The 18,090-nt window shown below is 64.6% G+C and carries 13 protein-coding genes, 4 tRNA genes and 1 rRNA gene; all 18 read left to right on the plus strand.

Annotated elements, in window-relative coordinates; all coding sequences use genetic code 11:
* Positions 1–89: ribosomal RNA gene (gene rrf, locus QLQ85_RS01390) — 5S ribosomal RNA — on the plus strand; the annotation flags it as partial.
* Between the two features lie 120 nt (positions 90–209).
* Positions 210–1,193 (plus strand): biotin--[acetyl-CoA-carboxylase] ligase, encoded by a 984-nt coding sequence (locus QLQ85_RS01395; RefSeq protein ID WP_282737392.1) that lies wholly within the window; start codon positions 210–212, stop codon positions 1,191–1,193.
* Positions 1,190–2,029, plus strand: a complete 840-nt coding sequence (locus QLQ85_RS01400; RefSeq protein ID WP_282720221.1) for a type III pantothenate kinase — start codon at positions 1,190–1,192, stop codon at positions 2,027–2,029. Before QLQ85_RS01395 ends, QLQ85_RS01400 begins: the two co-directional genes overlap by 4 nt.
* 121 nt (positions 2,030–2,150) lie before the next feature.
* A tRNA-Tyr gene (locus QLQ85_RS01405) sits at positions 2,151–2,234 on the plus strand.
* Positions 2,235–2,284: 50 nt separating this feature from the next.
* A tRNA-Gly gene (locus QLQ85_RS01410) sits at positions 2,285–2,358 on the plus strand.
* Positions 2,359–2,388: 30 nt separating this feature from the next.
* Positions 2,389–2,463, plus strand: a tRNA-Thr gene (locus QLQ85_RS01415).
* Between the two features lie 149 nt (positions 2,464–2,612).
* A tRNA-Trp gene (locus QLQ85_RS01420) sits at positions 2,613–2,688 on the plus strand.
* A gap of 72 nt (positions 2,689–2,760) precedes the next feature.
* Positions 2,761–3,129, plus strand: a complete 369-nt coding sequence (gene secE, locus QLQ85_RS01425; RefSeq protein WP_282720220.1) for a preprotein translocase subunit SecE — start codon at positions 2,761–2,763, stop codon at positions 3,127–3,129.
* Between the two features lie 8 nt (positions 3,130–3,137).
* On the plus strand, positions 3,138–3,671 hold the full coding sequence (nusG, locus tag QLQ85_RS01430; RefSeq protein ID WP_282720219.1) for a transcription termination/antitermination protein NusG: 534 nt from the start codon (positions 3,138–3,140) through the stop codon (positions 3,669–3,671).
* A gap of 89 nt (positions 3,672–3,760) precedes the next feature.
* Positions 3,761–4,192, plus strand: a complete 432-nt coding sequence (rplK, locus tag QLQ85_RS01435; protein ID WP_102626767.1) for a 50S ribosomal protein L11 — start codon at positions 3,761–3,763, stop codon at positions 4,190–4,192.
* A 2-nt stretch (positions 4,193–4,194) separates the two neighbouring features.
* Positions 4,195–4,887: a 50S ribosomal protein L1 gene (gene rplA, locus QLQ85_RS01440; RefSeq protein WP_282737393.1), complete on the plus strand. Its 693-nt coding sequence runs from the start codon at positions 4,195–4,197 to the stop codon at positions 4,885–4,887.
* 275 nt (positions 4,888–5,162) lie between these two features.
* On the plus strand, positions 5,163–5,666 hold the full coding sequence (gene rplJ / locus QLQ85_RS01445; RefSeq protein WP_282720217.1) for a 50S ribosomal protein L10: 504 nt from the start codon (positions 5,163–5,165) through the stop codon (positions 5,664–5,666).
* Positions 5,667–5,755: 89 nt separating this feature from the next.
* A complete protein-coding gene (gene rplL, locus QLQ85_RS01450) occupies positions 5,756–6,127 on the plus strand; it encodes a 50S ribosomal protein L7/L12 (protein WP_282720216.1) in 372 nt (123 codons plus the stop codon).
* Positions 6,128–6,359: 232 nt separating this feature from the next.
* A complete protein-coding gene (gene rpoB, locus QLQ85_RS01455) occupies positions 6,360–10,436 on the plus strand; it encodes a DNA-directed RNA polymerase subunit beta (protein ID WP_282737394.1) in 4,077 nt (1,358 codons plus the stop codon).
* Between the two features lie 82 nt (positions 10,437–10,518).
* Entirely contained in the window at positions 10,519–14,739 is a 4,221-nt protein-coding gene (rpoC, locus tag QLQ85_RS01460) for a DNA-directed RNA polymerase subunit beta' (RefSeq protein WP_282720214.1), read from the plus strand.
* Between the two features lie 191 nt (positions 14,740–14,930).
* The gene (gene rpsL / locus QLQ85_RS01465) at positions 14,931–15,305 is read left to right on the plus strand and encodes a 30S ribosomal protein S12 (RefSeq protein ID WP_102626761.1); all 375 of its coding nucleotides are present in this window, start codon (positions 14,931–14,933) and stop codon (positions 15,303–15,305) included.
* A 121-nt stretch (positions 15,306–15,426) separates the two neighbouring features.
* Complete coding sequence (rpsG, locus tag QLQ85_RS01470; RefSeq protein ID WP_282737395.1) at positions 15,427–15,897, plus strand: 30S ribosomal protein S7; 471 nt, start codon at positions 15,427–15,429, stop codon at positions 15,895–15,897.
* A 44-nt stretch (positions 15,898–15,941) separates the two neighbouring features.
* Positions 15,942–18,062 (plus strand): elongation factor G, encoded by a 2,121-nt coding sequence (fusA, locus tag QLQ85_RS01475; RefSeq protein WP_282737396.1) that lies wholly within the window; start codon positions 15,942–15,944, stop codon positions 18,060–18,062.
* Positions 18,063–18,090 lie beyond the last annotated feature (28 nt).

Here is an 18,090-nt window from a genome sequence, read left to right on the forward strand (position 1 = left end):
CCTGATCCCATGCCGAACTCAGTAGTGAAACCGCTCAGCGCCGATGGTAGTGTGGGGTCTCCCCATGCGAGAGTAGGTCATCGTCAGGCATCTATATCGAGAAAACCCCGAGTTCGAAAGAGCTCGGGGTTTTTTCATTCCTGCGCGATGGATTTCGGGGGGGCGAGAGTTCCGCTAGAATGTGCCTTTTCCCGCCAGGGGCATGAAGCATGACCATCGGTGACCTGATACGCCTGCTGAGCGATGGCGAGTTCCATTCTGGTGAGCAGCTGGGCGAGCGCCTGGGTGTGTCGCGGGCGGCCGTATGGAAGCAGTTGCGGAAGCTGGAAGCGCTGGGGATCGCCATGGAGGCGGTGAAGGGGCAGGGCTACCGTCTGGCTGAGCCGATGGAGCTACTCGATGGTGGCGAGATCGTGGCGGGGCTGTCGCGGGTAGCGCGACAGCACCTGACGCGCCTGTTCGTCGAGGAGACGCTGCCCTCCAGTAACGGCTTCATCCGCGAACGCTTCGAGCAGGGGGCCGGTCATGGTGAAGTCTGCCTGGTGGAGCAGCAGAGTGAGGGCCGCGGGCGTCGCGGGCGCGCCTGGACGACGCCCTGGGGCCGGACGCTGATGCTGTCCCTGGGGTGGCGTTTCGAGTCGGGCGTGGCGGCACTGGAGGGGCTGAGCCTCGCCATCGGCGTGGTGCTGGCGAAGGTGCTGGAAAGCCGCGGGGCGAGACCGCGGCTGAAATGGCCCAACGATGTGTTGCTGGAGTCGCCACAGGGCGAGCTCGGCAAGCTGGCCGGCATCCTGGTGGAGATCAGTGGCGATGCGGCTGGCCCCTGCGAGGTGGTAGTGGGCATGGGCATCAATGTCGACCTTCCGGCCGACTTCCGTGCCGGTATCGACCAGCCGGTGGCCGCAGTGCGTGACCAGGTGCCGGACATCTCGCGCAATGCGCTGGCAGTGGAGCTGCTCGAGGGCTTGCTGCCGCTGATGGCGAGCTTCGAGCAGCAGGGCTTCGCAGCTTGGCAGGGGGAGTGGAATGCTCGCCACGCCTTCGTCGGCCAAGAGGTGGATATCCTGCGTGGCGGTGAGCGCGAACCGGCCATCGCCGAAGGGGTGGACGAGGCCGGCAACCTCTGGGTCCTGCAGGGGCAGCAGCGCCGGCGTCTGGCGGGAGGGGAAGTCAGCGTGCGTGGTCGCCCATGATCCTGGATCTCGATATCGGCAATACCCTGTCCAAGTGGCGGCTCAAGGATGCCGACAGCAGCGAGATCCGCTCGCGCGGCGCCGTCTGGACTCGCGAGGAGTGGCGCCCCGGCTCGGACATTCCAGACCTGGATGTGGTGGAGGCGGTGCGCATCTCCAGCGTGGCGCGCAGGGCGGTGCTCGAGGAGACCGTGTCACTGCTGCATCGCCGGGTCGGAGCGGTCCATGTGGCGCGTTCCACTCCCGAGGCCCTGGGCGTCACCAACGGCTATGAGGAGCCGGGTCGACTGGGCGTGGATCGCTGGATGGGCACCCTGGCCTGCTACCAACTGGCCGGTGGGTGCTGCAGCGTCGACTGTGGCAGTGCCATCACCGTCGACTTCGTGCTGCCGGGGGGGCGACACCTCGGGGGCTACATTCTCCCCGGGCTGCGCCTGATGAAGGAGAGCCTGAAGCTCGGTACCCGCAACGTGGCGATCGACCCGGACAGCGAGGCCGAGGAGCTGCTGGGGCCCGGTACGCGCACCGTGGAGGCGGTCAACCATGGTATCTACATGGCGGCGGTCAGTGCGGTGAATCGTATCTACAGCGAGGTATGCGACCGGGAAGGCGTGCCCCTGCCGATGCTGCTCACCGGAGGGGATGCGCGGGTGATCTCGCGGGGCATCCAGGTGCCCCATGCGGTCTGGCCGGATATGGTCTATGCCGGGCTCGAGGCCTGTTTTCCGCTGACCGCCGCCGAGAGGGCGGGTAGGATGTCCGGGGCGCCGCGCGTGCCGTCGCCGGTCTCCCTGGAAAAGATACGTGCCGGGCTTGCATTCTCGATGCTGCTTTGACACAATGCGCCGCGTTCCGAAGCGAAGAGGGGGTGCCGAAAGGCCAGCTTCCTCGGTCAAGATAACTGAGAAAACAGTCACTTGACATCGGGCGTGAAGGTGGTAGGATGTGCCGCCAGTTGGAGGGGTTCCCGAGTGGCCAAAGGGAGCAGACTGTAAATCTGCCGCGAAAGCTTCGAAGGTTCGAATCCTTCCCCCTCCACCAGAATTCGCCGACACCGGGCTTGGTCGGGTGGTGGCAGCAAGAGTGGGTAGGCGGGCATAGTTCAATGGTAGAACCTCAGCCTTCCAAGCTGATGATGCGGGTTCGATCCCCGCTGCCCGCTCCAGACATCGATGGTGTGATGTCGCGAGGTTGCGCTCATGTAGCTCAGGGGTAGAGCACACCCTTGGTAAGGGTGAGGTCGACGGTTCAAATCCGTCCATGAGCTCCATATCGAAAAGGCGAGCCCAGGCTCGCCTTTTCTCTTTCTTCCCGAGTCCATGCTGTGCAGGGAAGGGGTTGCCAGGTGAAGCGGCTTTCGCTATCATGGCGCCCGCTGTAGTGCAGGCCGCTCGCAAAGGGTGGTTGCGGAGCAGATACAGGCCAGTAGCTCAATTGGCAGAGCAGCGGTCTCCAAAACCGCAGGTTGGGGGTTCGATTCCCTCCTGGCCTGCCAGTCTTCCCCAGGCTGGCGTTATTTTATATACTTTCATGTTTCGATTGCCGCGCCCTGAGGAGTCTCGTTTTCATGAAGCATAGCGCCGAGGTGCAGGAGTCGCGCCACGACGGGCTCAAGTGGACGGTTGTCGTCACTCTGCTGGTCCTGGCCGTTGTCGGCAATACCTACTTCGCCGAACTGGCGCTCCTCTATCGCGTGCTGGGCGTCGTCGCCCTGAGCATCGTGGCGGCGCTGGTTGCCCTGACCACGACCCGGGGGCGCGAGCTCACCGAGCTGGCCATGAGCGCGAAGAAGGAGATCCAGCGTGTAGTGTGGCCGACGCGCCCCGAGACCGTGCAGACCACGGGTATCGTGCTGGTGGCCGTGCTGGTGGTCGGTCTGATGCTGTGGCTGATCGACACCCTTCTTGGCTGGGCGATGTCCGGCGTCATTGGTTAGGAGTTTCCATGTCCAAGCGTTGGTACGTCGTGCACGCCTACTCCGGCTTCGAGAAGCATGTCATGCGCTCGCTGATCGAGCGCGTGAAGATGCATGGCATGGAGGATCGCTTCGGCGAGATCCTGGTGCCCACCGAAGAAGTCGTCGAGATGCGTGATGGCAAGCGCCGCAAGAGCGAGCGCAAGTTCTATCCCGGCTACGTGCTGGTCGAGATGGAGATGGACGACGAGACCTGGCACCTGGTCAACGAGACCCCGCGCGTCATGGGGTTCATCGGTGGCACCAAGGAGAAGCCTGCGCCGATCACCCAGAAGGAGGCCGATGCCATCCTGCGCCGGGTGAAGGACGGTACCGACAAGCCGCGCCCCAAGACCCTGTTCGAGCCGGGGCAGTCCGTGCGCGTGGTCGATGGGCCCTTCGCCGACTTCAATGGGGTGGTGGAAGAGGTCAACTACGACAAGAGTCGCCTGCAGGTCAGCGTGCTGATCTTCGGTCGCTCGACCCCTGTCGAACTGGAATTCGCGCAGGTCGAGAAGGAATAGCCTCTCGGCCTGACGTTTGCGATGCGGTCGCCAGGCCGGCCGCGTAACCCGGGGAGCCGCAAGGCGCTACTACCCAACTGGAGTCCAACATGGCCAAGAAAGTACAGGCTTACATCAAGCTGCAGGTCGCAGCTGGCAAAGCCAACCCGAGTCCCCCCGTGGGCCCCGCGCTGGGTCAGCACGGTGTCAACATCATGGAGTTCTGCAAGGCCTTCAACGCGGCCACCCAGGACATCGAGCCGGGTCTGCCGACTCCCGTGGTCATCACCGTCTACTCCGACCGCAGCTTCACCTTCGTCACCAAGACCCCGCCCGCCGCGGTCCTGCTGAAGAAGGCCGCTGGCATCAAGTCCGGCTCCGGTGAGCCGAACAAGAAGAAGGTCGGTACCGTGACCCGTGAGCAGCTCGAGGAGATCGCCAAGACCAAGGAGCCGGACCTGACGGCTGCCGATCTCGATGCCGCGGTGCGCACCATTGCCGGTAGTGCCCGTAGCATGGGCCTGAACGTGGAGGGTCTCTGATCATGGCTAAACTGACCAAGCGCGCCAAGCTGATCCAGGAAAAGGTCGATACCGCCAAGGTGTACTCCCTCGAGGAAGCCGTGGCGCTGCTCGCTGAGCTGTCCACCGTCAAGTTCAAGGAGTCCCTGGACGTCGCCATCAACCTGGGCGTCGATCCGCGCAAGTCCGACCAGGTCGTGCGTGGCGCCACCGTCATGCCCAATGGTACCGGCAAGGACGTGCGTGTCGCCGTCTTCACCCAGGGTGCCAACGCCGATGCCGCCAAGGAAGCCGGTGCCGATATCGTCGGCATGGACGATCTGGCCGAGCAGGTGAAGAAGGGCCAGCTCGACTTCGACGTGGTCATCGCCTCGCCGGACGCCATGCGGGTGGTCGGCCAGTTGGGCCAGATCCTCGGTCCGCGCGGCCTGATGCCGAACCCCAAGGTCGGCACCGTGACCCCGGACGTCGCCACCGCGGTGAAGAACGCCAAGGCCGGTCAGGTGCGCTTCCGTACCGACAAGAACGGCATCATCCATACCACCCTTGGCAAGGTCGACTTCGATGCCACCGCCATCCAGGGCAACCTGGAAGCGCTGGTCGCCGACCTGAAGCGGCTCAAGCCGAGCTCTTCCAAGGGTATCTATTTCAAGAAGGTGACCCTGTCCACCACCATGGGCCCGGGCATCACCGTCGATCACTCCGCGCTGGTCTGAGCGGCGGTTCGACGGCAACAGGCAAGAACTTTGCGGTCCCCGTGCATGGTTGCAGAACGTGCCGGCGGGGCACCGTCAAAGACCGCAGGCGCCGCCCTTTATCGAGAAGGGCGGCTTAATCTTCCCTCGGGAAGGCCTGCGCAGATGGTGTGCCGCCAGACACCTGGTGAGCACCATCACCCAGGACTTCCGCCCCGGTGCTCGCGCGCCGGGGCGGGAGAGATGGTAACCACCGGAGTCCTCGTTCGAGGTTCCGGCACGAAGGAGTGATCACTGTGCCACTAGCACTCGAAGGCAAGAAGGCGATTGTTGCCGAGGTCAGTGCAGCCGCCAAGGACGCTCTCTCCGTCGTAGTTGCCGATTCTCGTGGCGTCACGGTCGAGAAGATGACCGGTCTGCGCAAGCAGGCCCGCGAGAATGGCGTGCAGATCCGTGTTGTGCGCAACACCCTGGCACGCCGCGCCCTGTCAGGCACCCAGTGGGAATGCCTGAACGACAGCTTCGTGGGTCCGACCCTGCTGGCCTTCTCCACCGAGCACCCGGGCGCCGCCGCCCGCCTGTTCAAGGAGTTCGCCAAGCAGGATCAGAACTTCGAAGTCAAGGCGCTGGCCTACGAGGGCGAGCTGATCCCGGCGACCGACATCGACCGTCTGGCGACTCTGCCGACCTACGATGAGGCGATCGCCCAGCTGATGTCCGTCATGAAGGAAGCTTCTGCCGGCAAGCTGGTCCGTACCCTCGCCGCGCTGCGCGACCAGAAGCAGGAAGCCGCCGCCTGATCGGCGAACTCTGCTGCGCCGCCCGAATCGAACATTGAATCCTCGAGCTATCGGCCTACCGAAGCTCCCGCAAAGTTAGGAATCTGAAAATGGCACTGACCAAAGAAGACATCATCAACGCCGTCGCCGACATGTCCGTCATGGAAGTCGTCGAGCTGATCGAAGCCATGGAAGAGAAGTTCGGCGTCTCTGCCGCTGCCGCCGTCGTGGCCGGCCCGGCTGCCGGTGGCGAAGCCGCCGTCGAAGAGCAGACCGAATTCGACCTGGTGCTGACCGCTGCCGGCGAGAAGAAGGTCAACGTGATCAAGGTCGTCCGCGAGATCACCGGCCTGGGCCTGAAGGAAGCCAAGGGTGCCGTCGACGGCGCGCCGGCGACCATCAAGGAAGCGCTGTCCAAGGACGAGGCCGAAGCGGCCAAGGCCAAACTGGAAGAGGCCGGCGCGAGCGTGGAGCTCAAGTAATCCTTGTGCCCATGGCTTTACGCGCTGCGTAAGCTTCCACGGCTGGTGGCGGGACACCCGCTGCCGGCCTTTTTCTGTTGTCACTGGCCTCTGCATGAGCAGAGCCGCCAGCCGAATTCCGAAGGCGAGCAACCCGACGTGGTGCTTGCCTTCATCGCCTGACGGAGCCGCTCCCGTCGGGTGGCGCCGACCACGCATCGGTCACCCATGGTGAACAAGCTGGGGAATACAGATGGCTTACTCATACACTGAGAAAAAACGCATCCGCAAGGATTTCGGCAAACTGCCCCAAGTGATGGATGTGCCCTACCTGCTGGCCATCCAGCTTGATTCCTACTACGACTTTCTCCAGCAGGACCGCTCGCCCGAGGAGCGCCTCGAGATCGGTCTGCATGCGGCCTTCAAGTCCGTGTTCCCGATCGAGAGCTTCTCCGGCAATGCCGCCCTGGAGTACGTCAGCTACCGTTTCGGCACTCCGGCCTTCGACGTCAAGGAGTGCCAGCTGCGTGGCGTCACCTATTCGGCTCCGCTGCGTGTCAAGGTTCGCCTGATCATCTACGACAAGGAGTCGTCGAACAAGGCGATCAAGGACATCAAGGAGCAGGAAGTCTACATGGGGGAGATCCCCCTGATGACCGAGAACGGCACCTTCGTCGTCAACGGCACCGAGCGGGTCATCGTCTCCCAGCTGCATCGTTCGCCCGGCGTGTTCTTCGACCATGACAAGGGCAAGAGCCACTCCTCCGGCAAGCTGCTCTATTCCGCCCGGGTGATCCCCTACCGCGGCTCCTGGCTGGACTTCGAGTTCGACCCGAAGGACAGCGTCTTCGTGCGCATCGACCGTCGCCGCAAGCTGCCGGCGACGGTGTTGATGCGTGCGCTGGGCATGAGCGCCGAGGAGATCCTCGACGAGTTCTTCGAGACCAGCACCTTCCACATCGAGAAGTCGGGCTTCTCCGTGGAGCTGGTGCCGTCGCGCCTGCGCGGCGAGACCGCGACCTTCGACATCAAGGACGGCGAGGGCAACCTGATCGTCGAGGAAGGCCGTCGCATCACCCAGAAGCACATTCGTCAGCTGGAGAAGGCCGGCCTCGAGCGCCTCGAAGTGCCGATGGAGTACCTGTTCGGCAAGACCCTGGCCCGTGACCAGGTCGACCCGAACACCGGTGAGCTGATCTGCGAGTGCAACAGCGAGATCACTCCGGAGCTGCTGGAGAAGCTGGGCCAGGCCGGCATCACCACCCTCGAGACGCTCTACACCAACGATCTCGACTGTGGTCCCTTCGTCTCCGACACCCTCAAGCTGGACACCACCGGGTCCCAGCTCGAGGCGCTGGTCGAGATCTATCGCATGATGCGTCCCGGCGAGCCGCCCACCAAGGAGGCCGCCGAGACCCTGTTCCACAACCTGTTCTTCACCGAGGATCGCTACGACCTCTCCGGCGTCGGTCGCATGAAGTTCAACCGTCGCCTGCGCCGTGACGCCGATACCGGCTCCGGCGTACTCGACCAGCGCGACATCCTCGACGTGCTCAAGGAGCTGATCAACATCCGTAACGGCTTCGGCGAAGTCGACGATATCGATCACCTGGGCAATCGTCGTATCCGCTGCGTCGGCGAGATGGCCGAGAACCAGTTCCGCGTGGGACTGGTGCGGGTCGAGCGTGCGGTCAAGGAGCGTCTCTCCATGGCCGAGAGCGAGGGCCTGATGCCCCAGGACCTGATCAACGCCAAGCCCGTCGCCGCGGCGGTCAAGGAGTTCTTCGGCTCCAGCCAGCTCTCCCAGTTCATGGACCAGAACAACCCGCTCTCCGAGGTCACCCACAAGCGCCGCGTCTCGGCGCTCGGTCCGGGCGGCCTGACCCGCGAGCGGGCCGGCTTCGAGGTGCGTGACGTCCACGCCACCCACTACGGCCGGCTGTGCCCGATCGAGACCCCGGAAGGGCCGAACATCGGCCTGATCAACTCGCTGGCCACCTACAGCCACACCAACAGCTACGGCTTCCTCGAGACGCCGTACCGCAAGGTGGTCGACCGTCAGGTGACCGACGAGGTGGTGCACCTCTCGGCGATCGAGGAGGGCGACTTCATCATCGCCCAGGCCTCGGCCACCGTCGACGAGTCGGGCAAGCTGGTCGACGACCTGGTGCAGGTGCGCCACAAGGGCGAGACCACCTTCATGCGCCCCGAGCAGGTCACCCTGATGGACGTCTCCCCGCGTCAGGTAGTCTCGGTGGCGGCGGCGCTGATCCCGTTCCTCGAGCACGACGACGCCAACCGCGCCCTGATGGGCTCGAACATGCAGCGTCAGGCGGTGCCGACGCTGCGCGCCGAGAAGCCGCTCGTCGGCACCGGCATGGAGCGTTTCGTGGCCCGCGACTCCGGGGTCTGCGCCGTGGCGCGTCGTGGCGGGGTGATCGACTCGGTCGATGCCAAGCGTATCGTGGTGCGCATCAACGAGGACGAGATCATCGGCGGCGAGGCCGGCGTCGACATCTACAACCTCACCAAGTACGTGCGTTCCAACCAGAACACCTGCATGAACCAGCGGCCCATCGTGCGCCCCGGCGACGAGGTGGCGCGTGGCGACATCCTGGCCGACGGCCCGTCCGTCGACATGGGCGACCTGGCGCTGGGCCAGAACATGCGCATCGCCTTCATGCCCTGGAACGGCTACAACTTCGAGGACTCCATCCTGCTCTCCGAGCGGGTCGTCCAGGAAGACCGCTTCACCACCATCCATATCCAGGAACTGACCTGTGTGTCGCGCGACACCAAGCTGGGGCCGGAGGAGATCACCTCCGATATCCCCAACGTCGGTGAGTCGGCGCTGGCCAAGCTCGACGAGGCCGGGGTGGTCTACATCGGTGCCGAGGTCGGGCCGGGCGACATCCTGGTCGGCAAGGTGACGCCCAAGGGCGAGACCCAGCTGACCCCGGAGGAGAAGCTGCTGCGGGCGATCTTCGGCGAGAAGGCCTCGGACGTGAAGGACACCTCGCTGCGTGCCCCGACCGGCATGCGCGGTACCGTCATCGACGTCCAGGTGTTCACCCGTGACGGCGTGGAGAAGGACTCCCGGGCACTCTCCATCGAGCAGATGCAGCTCGACGAGGTGCGCAAGGACCTGCAGGAGACCTACCGCATCGCCGAGGACGCCACCTTCGAGCGTCTCAAGCGCACCCTCTCGGGGCAAGCGGTCCACGGCGGTCCCCGGCTGACGAAGGGTGACATCCTCTCCGACGACTACCTCGAGGAGCTGCCGCGGCAGCAGTGGTTCAAGCTGCGCCTGCAGGACGAGGCGCTCAACGAGTTGCTGGCCCAGGCCGACGAGCAGCTCGAGAACCGTCGCCGCGAGATGGACGAGCGCTTCGAGGACAAGAAGCGCAAGCTGACCCAGGGCGACGACCTCGCACCGGGCGTGCTGAAGATCGTCAAGGTCTACATGGCGGTCAAGCGTCGCATCCAGCCGGGCGACAAGATGGCCGGTCGTCACGGTAACAAGGGCGTCATCTCGGCGATCATGCCGATCGAGGACATGCCCTTCGACGACAATGGCGAGCCGGTCGACGTGGTGCTCAACCCGCTGGGCGTGCCGTCGCGGATGAACGTCGGTCAGATCCTCGAGACCCACCTGGGCCTGGCGGCCCGCGGCCTCGGGGTGAAGATCGAGGGCATGTTGCGCGAGGCCCGCGACCAGCAGGTCGGTCAGCTCCGCGACTTCCTGGGGCAGGTCTACAACACCGAGGGGACCCGCATCGAGGATCTCGACTCGCTGTCCGACGACGAGGTGATCGCCCTGGCGAAGAACCTCCAGGCGGGCGTGCCGATGGCCTCGCCGGTGTTCGACGGCGCCAAGGAGAGCGAGATCAAGCACCTGCTCAAGCTCGCCGACCTGCCGGACTCCGGCCAGATGGCCCTCTACGACGGCCGCACCGGTGACGCCTTCGACCGTCCGGTGACCGTCGGCTACATGTACATGCTGAAGCTCAACCACCTGGTGGACGACAAGATGCATGCGCGCTCGACCGGCTCCTACTCGCTGGTCACCCAGCAGCCGCTGGGCGGCAAGGCGCAGTTCGGCGGGCAGCGTTTCGGCGAGATGGAGGTCTGGGCCCTGGAAGCCTACGGCGCGGCCTACACCCTCCAGGAGATGCTCACCGTCAAGTCCGACGACGTGGAGGGGCGCACCAAGATGTACAAGAGCATCGTGGACGGCGATCACACCATGCAGGCGGGCATGCCGGAATCCTTCAACGTGCTGGTGAAGGAGATCCGCTCGCTGGGCATCGACATCGAGCTCGAGAGCTGAGGCGGCCGACGCTTCACAGAATGACGGTCCGCGGGGGTGGCAACGCCCCCGCCCATGACAACTCCGCAGCGGAGCCGACCCCATGAAAGATTTGGTGAAAGTCCTCAAATCGCAGTCTCAGTCCGACGAGTTCGACGCGATCAAGATCACGCTCGCGTCGCCGGACATGATTCGCTCCTGGTCATTCGGCGAGGTGAAGAAGCCCGAGACCATCAACTACCGCACCTTCAAGCCGGAGCGTGACGGCCTGTTCTGCGCCAAGATCTTCGGCCCGGTGAAGGACTACGAGTGCCTGTGCGGCAAGTACAAGCGCATGAAGCACCGCGGCATCATCTGCGAGAAGTGCGGCGTCGAGGTCACCAAGGCCGCGGTGCGCCGCGAGCGCATGGGCCATATCGAGCTCGCCTCGCCGGTCGCCCATATCTGGTTCCTCAAGTCGCTGCCGTCGCGCATCGGCATGTTCCTGGACATGACCCTGCGCGACATCGAGCGGGTGCTCTACTTCGAGAGCTTCGTGGTCATCGACCCGGGCATGACCACCCTCGAGCGCGGTCAGCTGCTCAACGACGAGCAGTACTTCGAGGCCCTCGAGGAGTTCGGTGACGACTTCGACGCCCGCATGGGCGCCGAGGCGGTCCAGGCGCTGCTCAAGGACATCGACCTCGAGGAGGAGATCGACCGCCTGCGCGAGGAGATCCCCCAGACCAACTCCGAGACCAAGATCAAGAAGCTCTCCAAGCGGCTCAAGCTGCTGGAGGCCTTCTACAACTCCGGCAATGCGCCGGCGTGGATGGTCATGGAGGTGCTGCCGGTGCTGCCGCCGGACCTGCGTCCGCTGGTCCCGCTGGACGGCGGCCGCTTCGCGACCTCCGACCTCAACGACCTGTACCGCCGGGTGATCAACCGCAACAACCGCCTGAAGCGGCTGCTCGACCTCAATGCGCCGGACATCATCGTGCGCAACGAGAAGCGCATGCTGCAGGAGGCGGTGGATGCCCTGCTGGACAACGGCCGTCGTGGCCGGGCCATCACCGGCTCCAACAAGCGTCCGCTGAAGTCCCTGGCCGACATGATCAAGGGCAAGCAGGGGCGTTTCCGCCAGAACCTGCTGGGCAAGCGCGTCGACTACTCCGGCCGCAGCGTGATCACCGTGGGCCCGACCCTGCGCCTGCACCAGTGCGGCCTGCCCAAGAAGATGGCGCTGGAGCTGTTCAAGCCGTTCATCTACTCCAAGCTGCAGACCCTGGGGCATGCGTCGACCATCAAGGCCGCCAAGAAGATGGTCGAGCGCGAGCTGCCCGAGGTGTGGGACATCCTCGCCGATGTCATCCGCGAGCACCCGGTGCTGCTCAACCGCGCCCCGACCCTGCACCGCCTGGGCATCCAGGCCTTCGAGCCGCTGCTGATCGAGGGCAAGGCGATCCAGCTGCACCCGCTGGTGTGTGCCGCCTACAACGCCGACTTCGACGGTGACCAGATGGCGGTGCACGTGCCGCTGACCCTGGAAGCCCAGCTCGAGGCCCGGGCGCTGATGATGGCCACCAACAACGTGCTGTCACCGGCCAACGGCGAGCCGATCATCGTGCCGTCCCAGGACGTGGTGCTGGGCCTCTATTACATGACCCGCGAGCGGATTAACGCCAAGGGCGAGGGCATGGTGTTCGCCAACCTCAACGAGGTCGAGCGCGCCTTCGGCACCCAGAGCGTCGAGCTGCATGCCCGGGTCAAGGTGCGCCTGACCGAGTACCTGCCCGAGGAAGAGGACGGCGAACTGGTCAAGAAGCAGACCATCTTCGACACCACCGTGGGGCGTGCGCTGCTGTTCCGCATCCTCCCCAAGGGGGTGCCCTTCGAGCTGGTCGACCAGCCGATGAAGAAGAAGGCCATCTCGAAGCTGCTCAACGAGGTGTACCGTCGCGCCGGCCTCAAGCCGACGGTGATCTTCGCCGACCAGCTGATGTACACCGGCTTCCGCCTGGCGACCTGGTCCGGCGCCTCGATCGGCGTCAACGACTTCGTCATCCCCGAGGCCAAGGCCGAGATCATCGACGCGGCCGAGGACGAGGTGAAGGAGATCGAGGATCAGTTCTCCTCGGGTCTCGTCACCGCCGGCGAGAAGTACAACAAGGTGATCGACATCTGGTCCAAGGCCAACGACAAGGTGGCCAAGGCGATGATGGCGGGGATCTCCAAGGAGACCGTCACCGATCGCGACGGTAACGAGGTCGAACAGGACTCGTTCAACAGCGTGTTCATCATGGCCGACTCCGGTGCCCGGGGTAGTGCCGCCCAGATCCGTCAGTTGGCGGGCATGCGCGGCCTGATGGCCAAGCCGGACGGCTCGATCATCGAGACCCCGATCGTCGCCAACTTCCGTGAGGGCCTGAACGTCCTCCAGTACTTCATCTCGACCCACGGCGCGCGGAAGGGCCTGGCGGACACGGCGCTCAAGACCGCCAACTCCGGTTACCTGACCCGTCGCCTGGTCGACGTGGCCCAGGACATGGTGATCACCGAGTCGGATTGTGGCACCGAGCACGGCCTGACCCTGCACCCGGTCATCGAGGGCGGCGACATCATCGTCTCCCTGGCCCAGCGCGTGCTGGGTCGCGTGGTCGCCCAGGACGTCATCGACCCGGCCACCGACGACGTGCTGATCCCCCGCGGCACCCTGCTCGACGAGGCCTGGTGTGCCGAGCTCGACACCATGGGCGTCGACGAGATCGTGGTGCGCAGCGCGATCAGCTGCGAGACCGCCCACGGCGTCTGTTCGGCCTGCTACGGCCGCGATCTGGCGCGTGGCCACCAGGTCAACATCGGCGAGGCGGTGGGCGTCATCGCCGCCCAGTCGATCGGTGAGCCGGGCACCCAGCTGACCATGCGGACCTTCCACATCGGCGGCGCGGCATCGCGCGCCTCGGCGGTGGACAGCGTCCAGGTCAAGCACGGCGGCCGCGTGCGCCTGCACAACATCAAGTACGTCGAGCGCGCCGACGGCAAGCTGGTGGTGGTTTCCCGCTCCAGCGCCCTGGCGGTGGCCGACGATCATGGCCGCGAGCGCGAGTACTACAAGCTGCCCTACGGTGCCGAGCTCTCCGTCAAGGACGGCGAGGCGGTCGAGGCCGGCCAGGCCGTGGCCAAGTGGGATCCCCACACCCACCCGATCGTCGCCGAGGCCGAGGGTACCGTGCAGTATGCGGACATGGACGAGGGCCTGACCATCCACCGTAGCGTGGACGAGATGACCGGCCTCTCCTCCATCGAGGTGATCGAGGCTGCCGCCCGCCCCCTGACCGGCCGCGACAAGCGTCCGATGATCCTGCTGTCCGACGAGGCCGGCAAGCCGGTGACCGTGACCGGCTCCGACACCCCGGTGCAGTACCTGCTGCCGGGCAAGGCGATCGTCACCGCCGACAACGGCTCGAAGATCGGCGTCGGCGAGATCGTCGCGCGTATCCCGGTGGAGGCGTCCGGCAACAAGGACATCACCGGGGGTCTGCCGCGGGTGGCCGACCTGTTCGAGGCGCGCAAGCCCAAGGAGCCGGCGATCCTCGCCGATATCAGCGGCGTGATCAGCTTCGGCAAGGAGACCAAGGGCAAGCGGCGTCTGACGATCACCCCGGAAGGCGGCGGCGATCCGTTCGAGATGCTGATCCCGAAGTGGCGCCAGATCGCGGTGTTCGAGGGCGAGAGCGTCGAGAAGGGCGAGGTGATCTCCGACGGGCCGAGCAACCCCCACGACATCCTGCGTCTGCTGGGTGTGGCGGAACTGGCCAAGTACATCACCGCCGAGATCCAGGACGTCTATCGCCTCCAGGGCGTGGGCATCAACGACAAGCACATCGAAGTGATCGTGCGTCAGATGCTGCGCAAGGTGGAGATCACCGATTCCGGGGATTCGGACTTCATCCCGGGCGACCAGGTCGAACTGGTTCGGGTGCTCGAGCAGAATGCCCTCCTCGAGAAGGCGGAGAAATTCCCGGCCAAGTACCAGCGGGTGCTGCTGGGTATCACCAAGGCCAGCCTGGCCACCGAGTCGTTCATCTCCGCGGCCTCCTTCCAGGAGACCACGCGGGTGCTGACCGAAGCGGCAGTCACCGGCAAGCGCGACTACCTGCGCGGCCTCAAGGAGAACGTGGTGGTGGGGCGTCTGATCCCGGCCGGTACCGGCCTGACCCACCACGCGGAGCGCAAGCGCAAGCGTGAAGACGCCGACCGCCTGCTGCACCCGTCGGCCTTCGATGTCGAGCAGGAACTGGGCGCTCAGCTCACCGCGCTCGACTCGGACGACGACGAGATCTGACGCAGCGGGCCGCGGGCCTGGCGTTCTCCCGCGGGGGAGGGCGCCAGGCTTGACGGCCGGGCGCGTCAGCCATTAGAATGCGCAGCCTTTAACAGTGGGGTGGGTGCGCCCGCGCCCGCTGGAAAGGCAGCGTAGTACAGGAAAGCGAGCGGCTACCTCGCTTCCGCCAAGGCAACCCATTGGAGCAATAGATGGCAACGATCAATCAGCTCGTGCGCAAGCCGCGCAAGCGCCCCGTCAGCAAGAGCGACGTGCCGGCGCTGCAGGCCTGCCCGCAGAAGCGCGGCGTCTGCACCCGCGTCTACACCACCACCCCGAAGAAGCCGAACTCGGCCCTGCGTAAGGTCTGCCGTGTGCGCCTCACCAACGGTTTCGAGGTCTCTTCCTACATCGGTGGTGAGGGCCACAACCTGCAGGAGCACTCCGTGGTCCTGATCCGCGGCGGCCGTGTCAAGGACCTTCCCGGTGTGCGTTATCACACCGTGCGTGGCGCCCTGGACACCTCCGGCGTGCAGAACCGCAAGCAGGGTCGCTCCAAGTACGGTACCAAGCGGCCCAAGGCGTAAATCGGGTGGCCCAGGCCAACCCTACGGAACACATGGCATCGGTCTGATAAGAGTAAGGTCGAGCACCGCCGTCGGCGGTCGTCTCGGGTTTACCTGAAGGACCCTTTACAGAGGGCTTATCATGCCTAGAAGAAGAGTTGCGGCTAAGCGCGAGATCCTGCCGGATCCCAAGTTCGGAAGCGAGCGCCTGGCGAAGTTCATGAACCATCTGATGATCAGCGGCAAGAAGTCCGTAGCTGAGCGCATCGTCTACGGTGCGCTGGACAGGGTTGCCGAGCGTAGCAAGGAAGAGCCGCTGGAGATCTTCGACAAGGCGCTGGAAGCCATCCAGCCCATGGTCGAGGTCAAGTCTCGCCGCGTCGGCGGTGCGACCTATCAGGTGCCGGTCGAGGTGCGTCCCTCGCGTCGTCAGGCGCTGGCCATGCGCTGGCTGGTGGATGCCGCCCGCCGTCGTGGCGAGAAGACCATGGTGCAGCGTCTGGCCGGCGAGATGCTGGATGCCGCCGAAGGCAAGGGCTCGGCCGTCAAGAAGCGTGAAGACGTGCATCGCATGGCAGAAGCCAACAAGGCCTTCTCGCACTATCGTTTCTAAGTGCAGCGCTTCTAACGCATCGCCAATCAACGGGGAGTTCCAACGTGGCTCGCAAGACTCCGCTAAATCGTTACCGCAATATCGGTATCGTTGCACACGTCGACGCCGGCAAGACCACCACGACCGAGCGTGTCCTGTTCTACACCGGCCTGTCGCACAAGGTCGGTGAGGTTCATGATGGTGCCGCCACCATGGACTGGATGGAGCAGGAGCAGGAGCGTGGCATCACCATCACCTCCGCCGCGACCACCTGCTTCTGGCAGGGCATGAACAAGCAGTTCGATGAGCACCGCATCAACATCATCGATACCCCGGGGCACGTCGACTTCACCATCGAGGTCGAGCGTTCGCTGCGCGTGCTCGACGGTGCCGTCGTGGTGCTGTGCGGCTCGTCCGGCGTCCAGCCCCAGACCGAGACCGTGTGGCGTCAGGCCAACAAGTACGAAGTCCCGCGCATGGTGTTCGTCAACAAGATGGACCGCACCGGCGCCGACTTCTTCATGGTGGTCGACCAGCTCAAGGATCGTCTCGGTGCCAATGCCGTGCCGATCCAGATCAACTGGGGCACCGAGGAAGACTTCAAGGGCGTCATCGACCTGATCGCCATGAAGGCCATTCTGTGGGACGAGGATAGTCTCGGCATGAGCTATGAGCTCGTCGATATTCCCGCCGAGCTTCAGGAGACGGCCGAGAAGTACCGCGAAGAGATGATCGAGGCGGCCGCCGAGGCCTCCGAAGAGCTGATGGACAAGTATCTCGAGGGTGGTGAGCTGACCATCGAAGAGATCAAGGCGGGCCTGCGTCGTCGCACCCTGGACAACGAGATCGTGCTGGTCACTTGTGGCTCGGCGTTCAAGAACAAGGGTGTGCAGGCGGTGCTCGATGGCGTCATCGAGTACATGCCGTCACCCACCGAGGTCAAGGCCATCGAGGGTGAGCTCGACGACAAGGATGGCACCATCGCCACCCGCGAGGCGGACGACAGTGCGCCCTTCGCCGCGCTGGCGTTCAAGATCGCCACCGACCCCTTCGTCGGCACCCTGACCTTCATTCGCGTCTACTCCGGGGTGCTGAAGTCCGGTGACAGCGTCTACAACTCGGTCAAGCAGAAGAAGGAGCGCGTGGGGCGTATCGTGCAGATGCACGCCAACTCCCGCGAAGAGATCAAGGAAGTGCTGGCCGGCGACATCGCCGCCTGCATCGGTCTCAAGGACGTCACCACCGGTGACACCCTGTGCGACCTGAACGACAAGATCGTTCTCGAGCGCATGGAGTTCCCGGATCCGGTGATCTCGGTGGCGGTGGAGCCGAAGTCCAAGGCCGACCAGGAGAAGATGGGCGTGGCGCTGGGCAAGCTGGCCCAGGAGGACCCCTCGTTCCGCGTCAAGACCGACGAGGAGACCGGCCAGACCATCATCTCCGGGATGGGCGAGCTGCACCTCGACATCATCGTCGACCGCATGCGCCGCGAGTTCAAGGTCGAGGCCAACATCGGCAAGCCGCAGGTCGCCTATCGCGAGACCATTCGCGGCACGGTCGAGCAGGAAGGCAAGTTCGTGCGTCAGTCCGGCGGTCGCGGTCAGTACGGCCATGTCTGGTTGCGCATCGAGCCGCTGACTGCGGCAGACAAGGGCGAAGACGAAGAGATGCACTTCAAATTCGCCTCCGAGATCGTCGGCGGTGTGGTTCCCAAGGAATACGTGCCAGCCGTCGAGAAAGGGGCCTACGAGCAGCTGCAGAACGGTGTCATCGCGGGCTACCCGATGATCGACGTCAAGGTTACGCTGTACGATGGCTCCTACCACGACGTGGACTCCAACGAGACCGCGTTCAAGGTCGCCTCTTCCATGGCGATCAAAGAAGGTGCCAAGAAGGCCAGGGCCGTGCTGCTGGAGCCGGTGATGAAGGTCGAGGTCGTGACTCCCGAGGACTTCATGGGTGATGTCATGGGCGACCTGAACCGCCGTCGCGGTCTGGTGCAGGGCATGGATGACTCGTCTTCCGGCAAGATCATCCGCGCCCGGGTTCCGTTGGCTGAGATGTTCGGTTACGCGACCGATCTGCGTTCTCAGACCCAGGGCCGCGCAAGCTACGTCATGGAGTTTGCGGATTACGAAGAGGCGCCGTCCAGCGTCGTTGAAGCCGTCATCAACCAAAACGGTTAACCGTTAGCTAACGTAAAGGGGTTAAAGC

Source organism: Halomonas kalidii, assembly GCF_030010475.1.
Lineage (GTDB): Bacteria > Pseudomonadota > Gammaproteobacteria > Pseudomonadales > Halomonadaceae > Halomonas > Halomonas heilongjiangensis.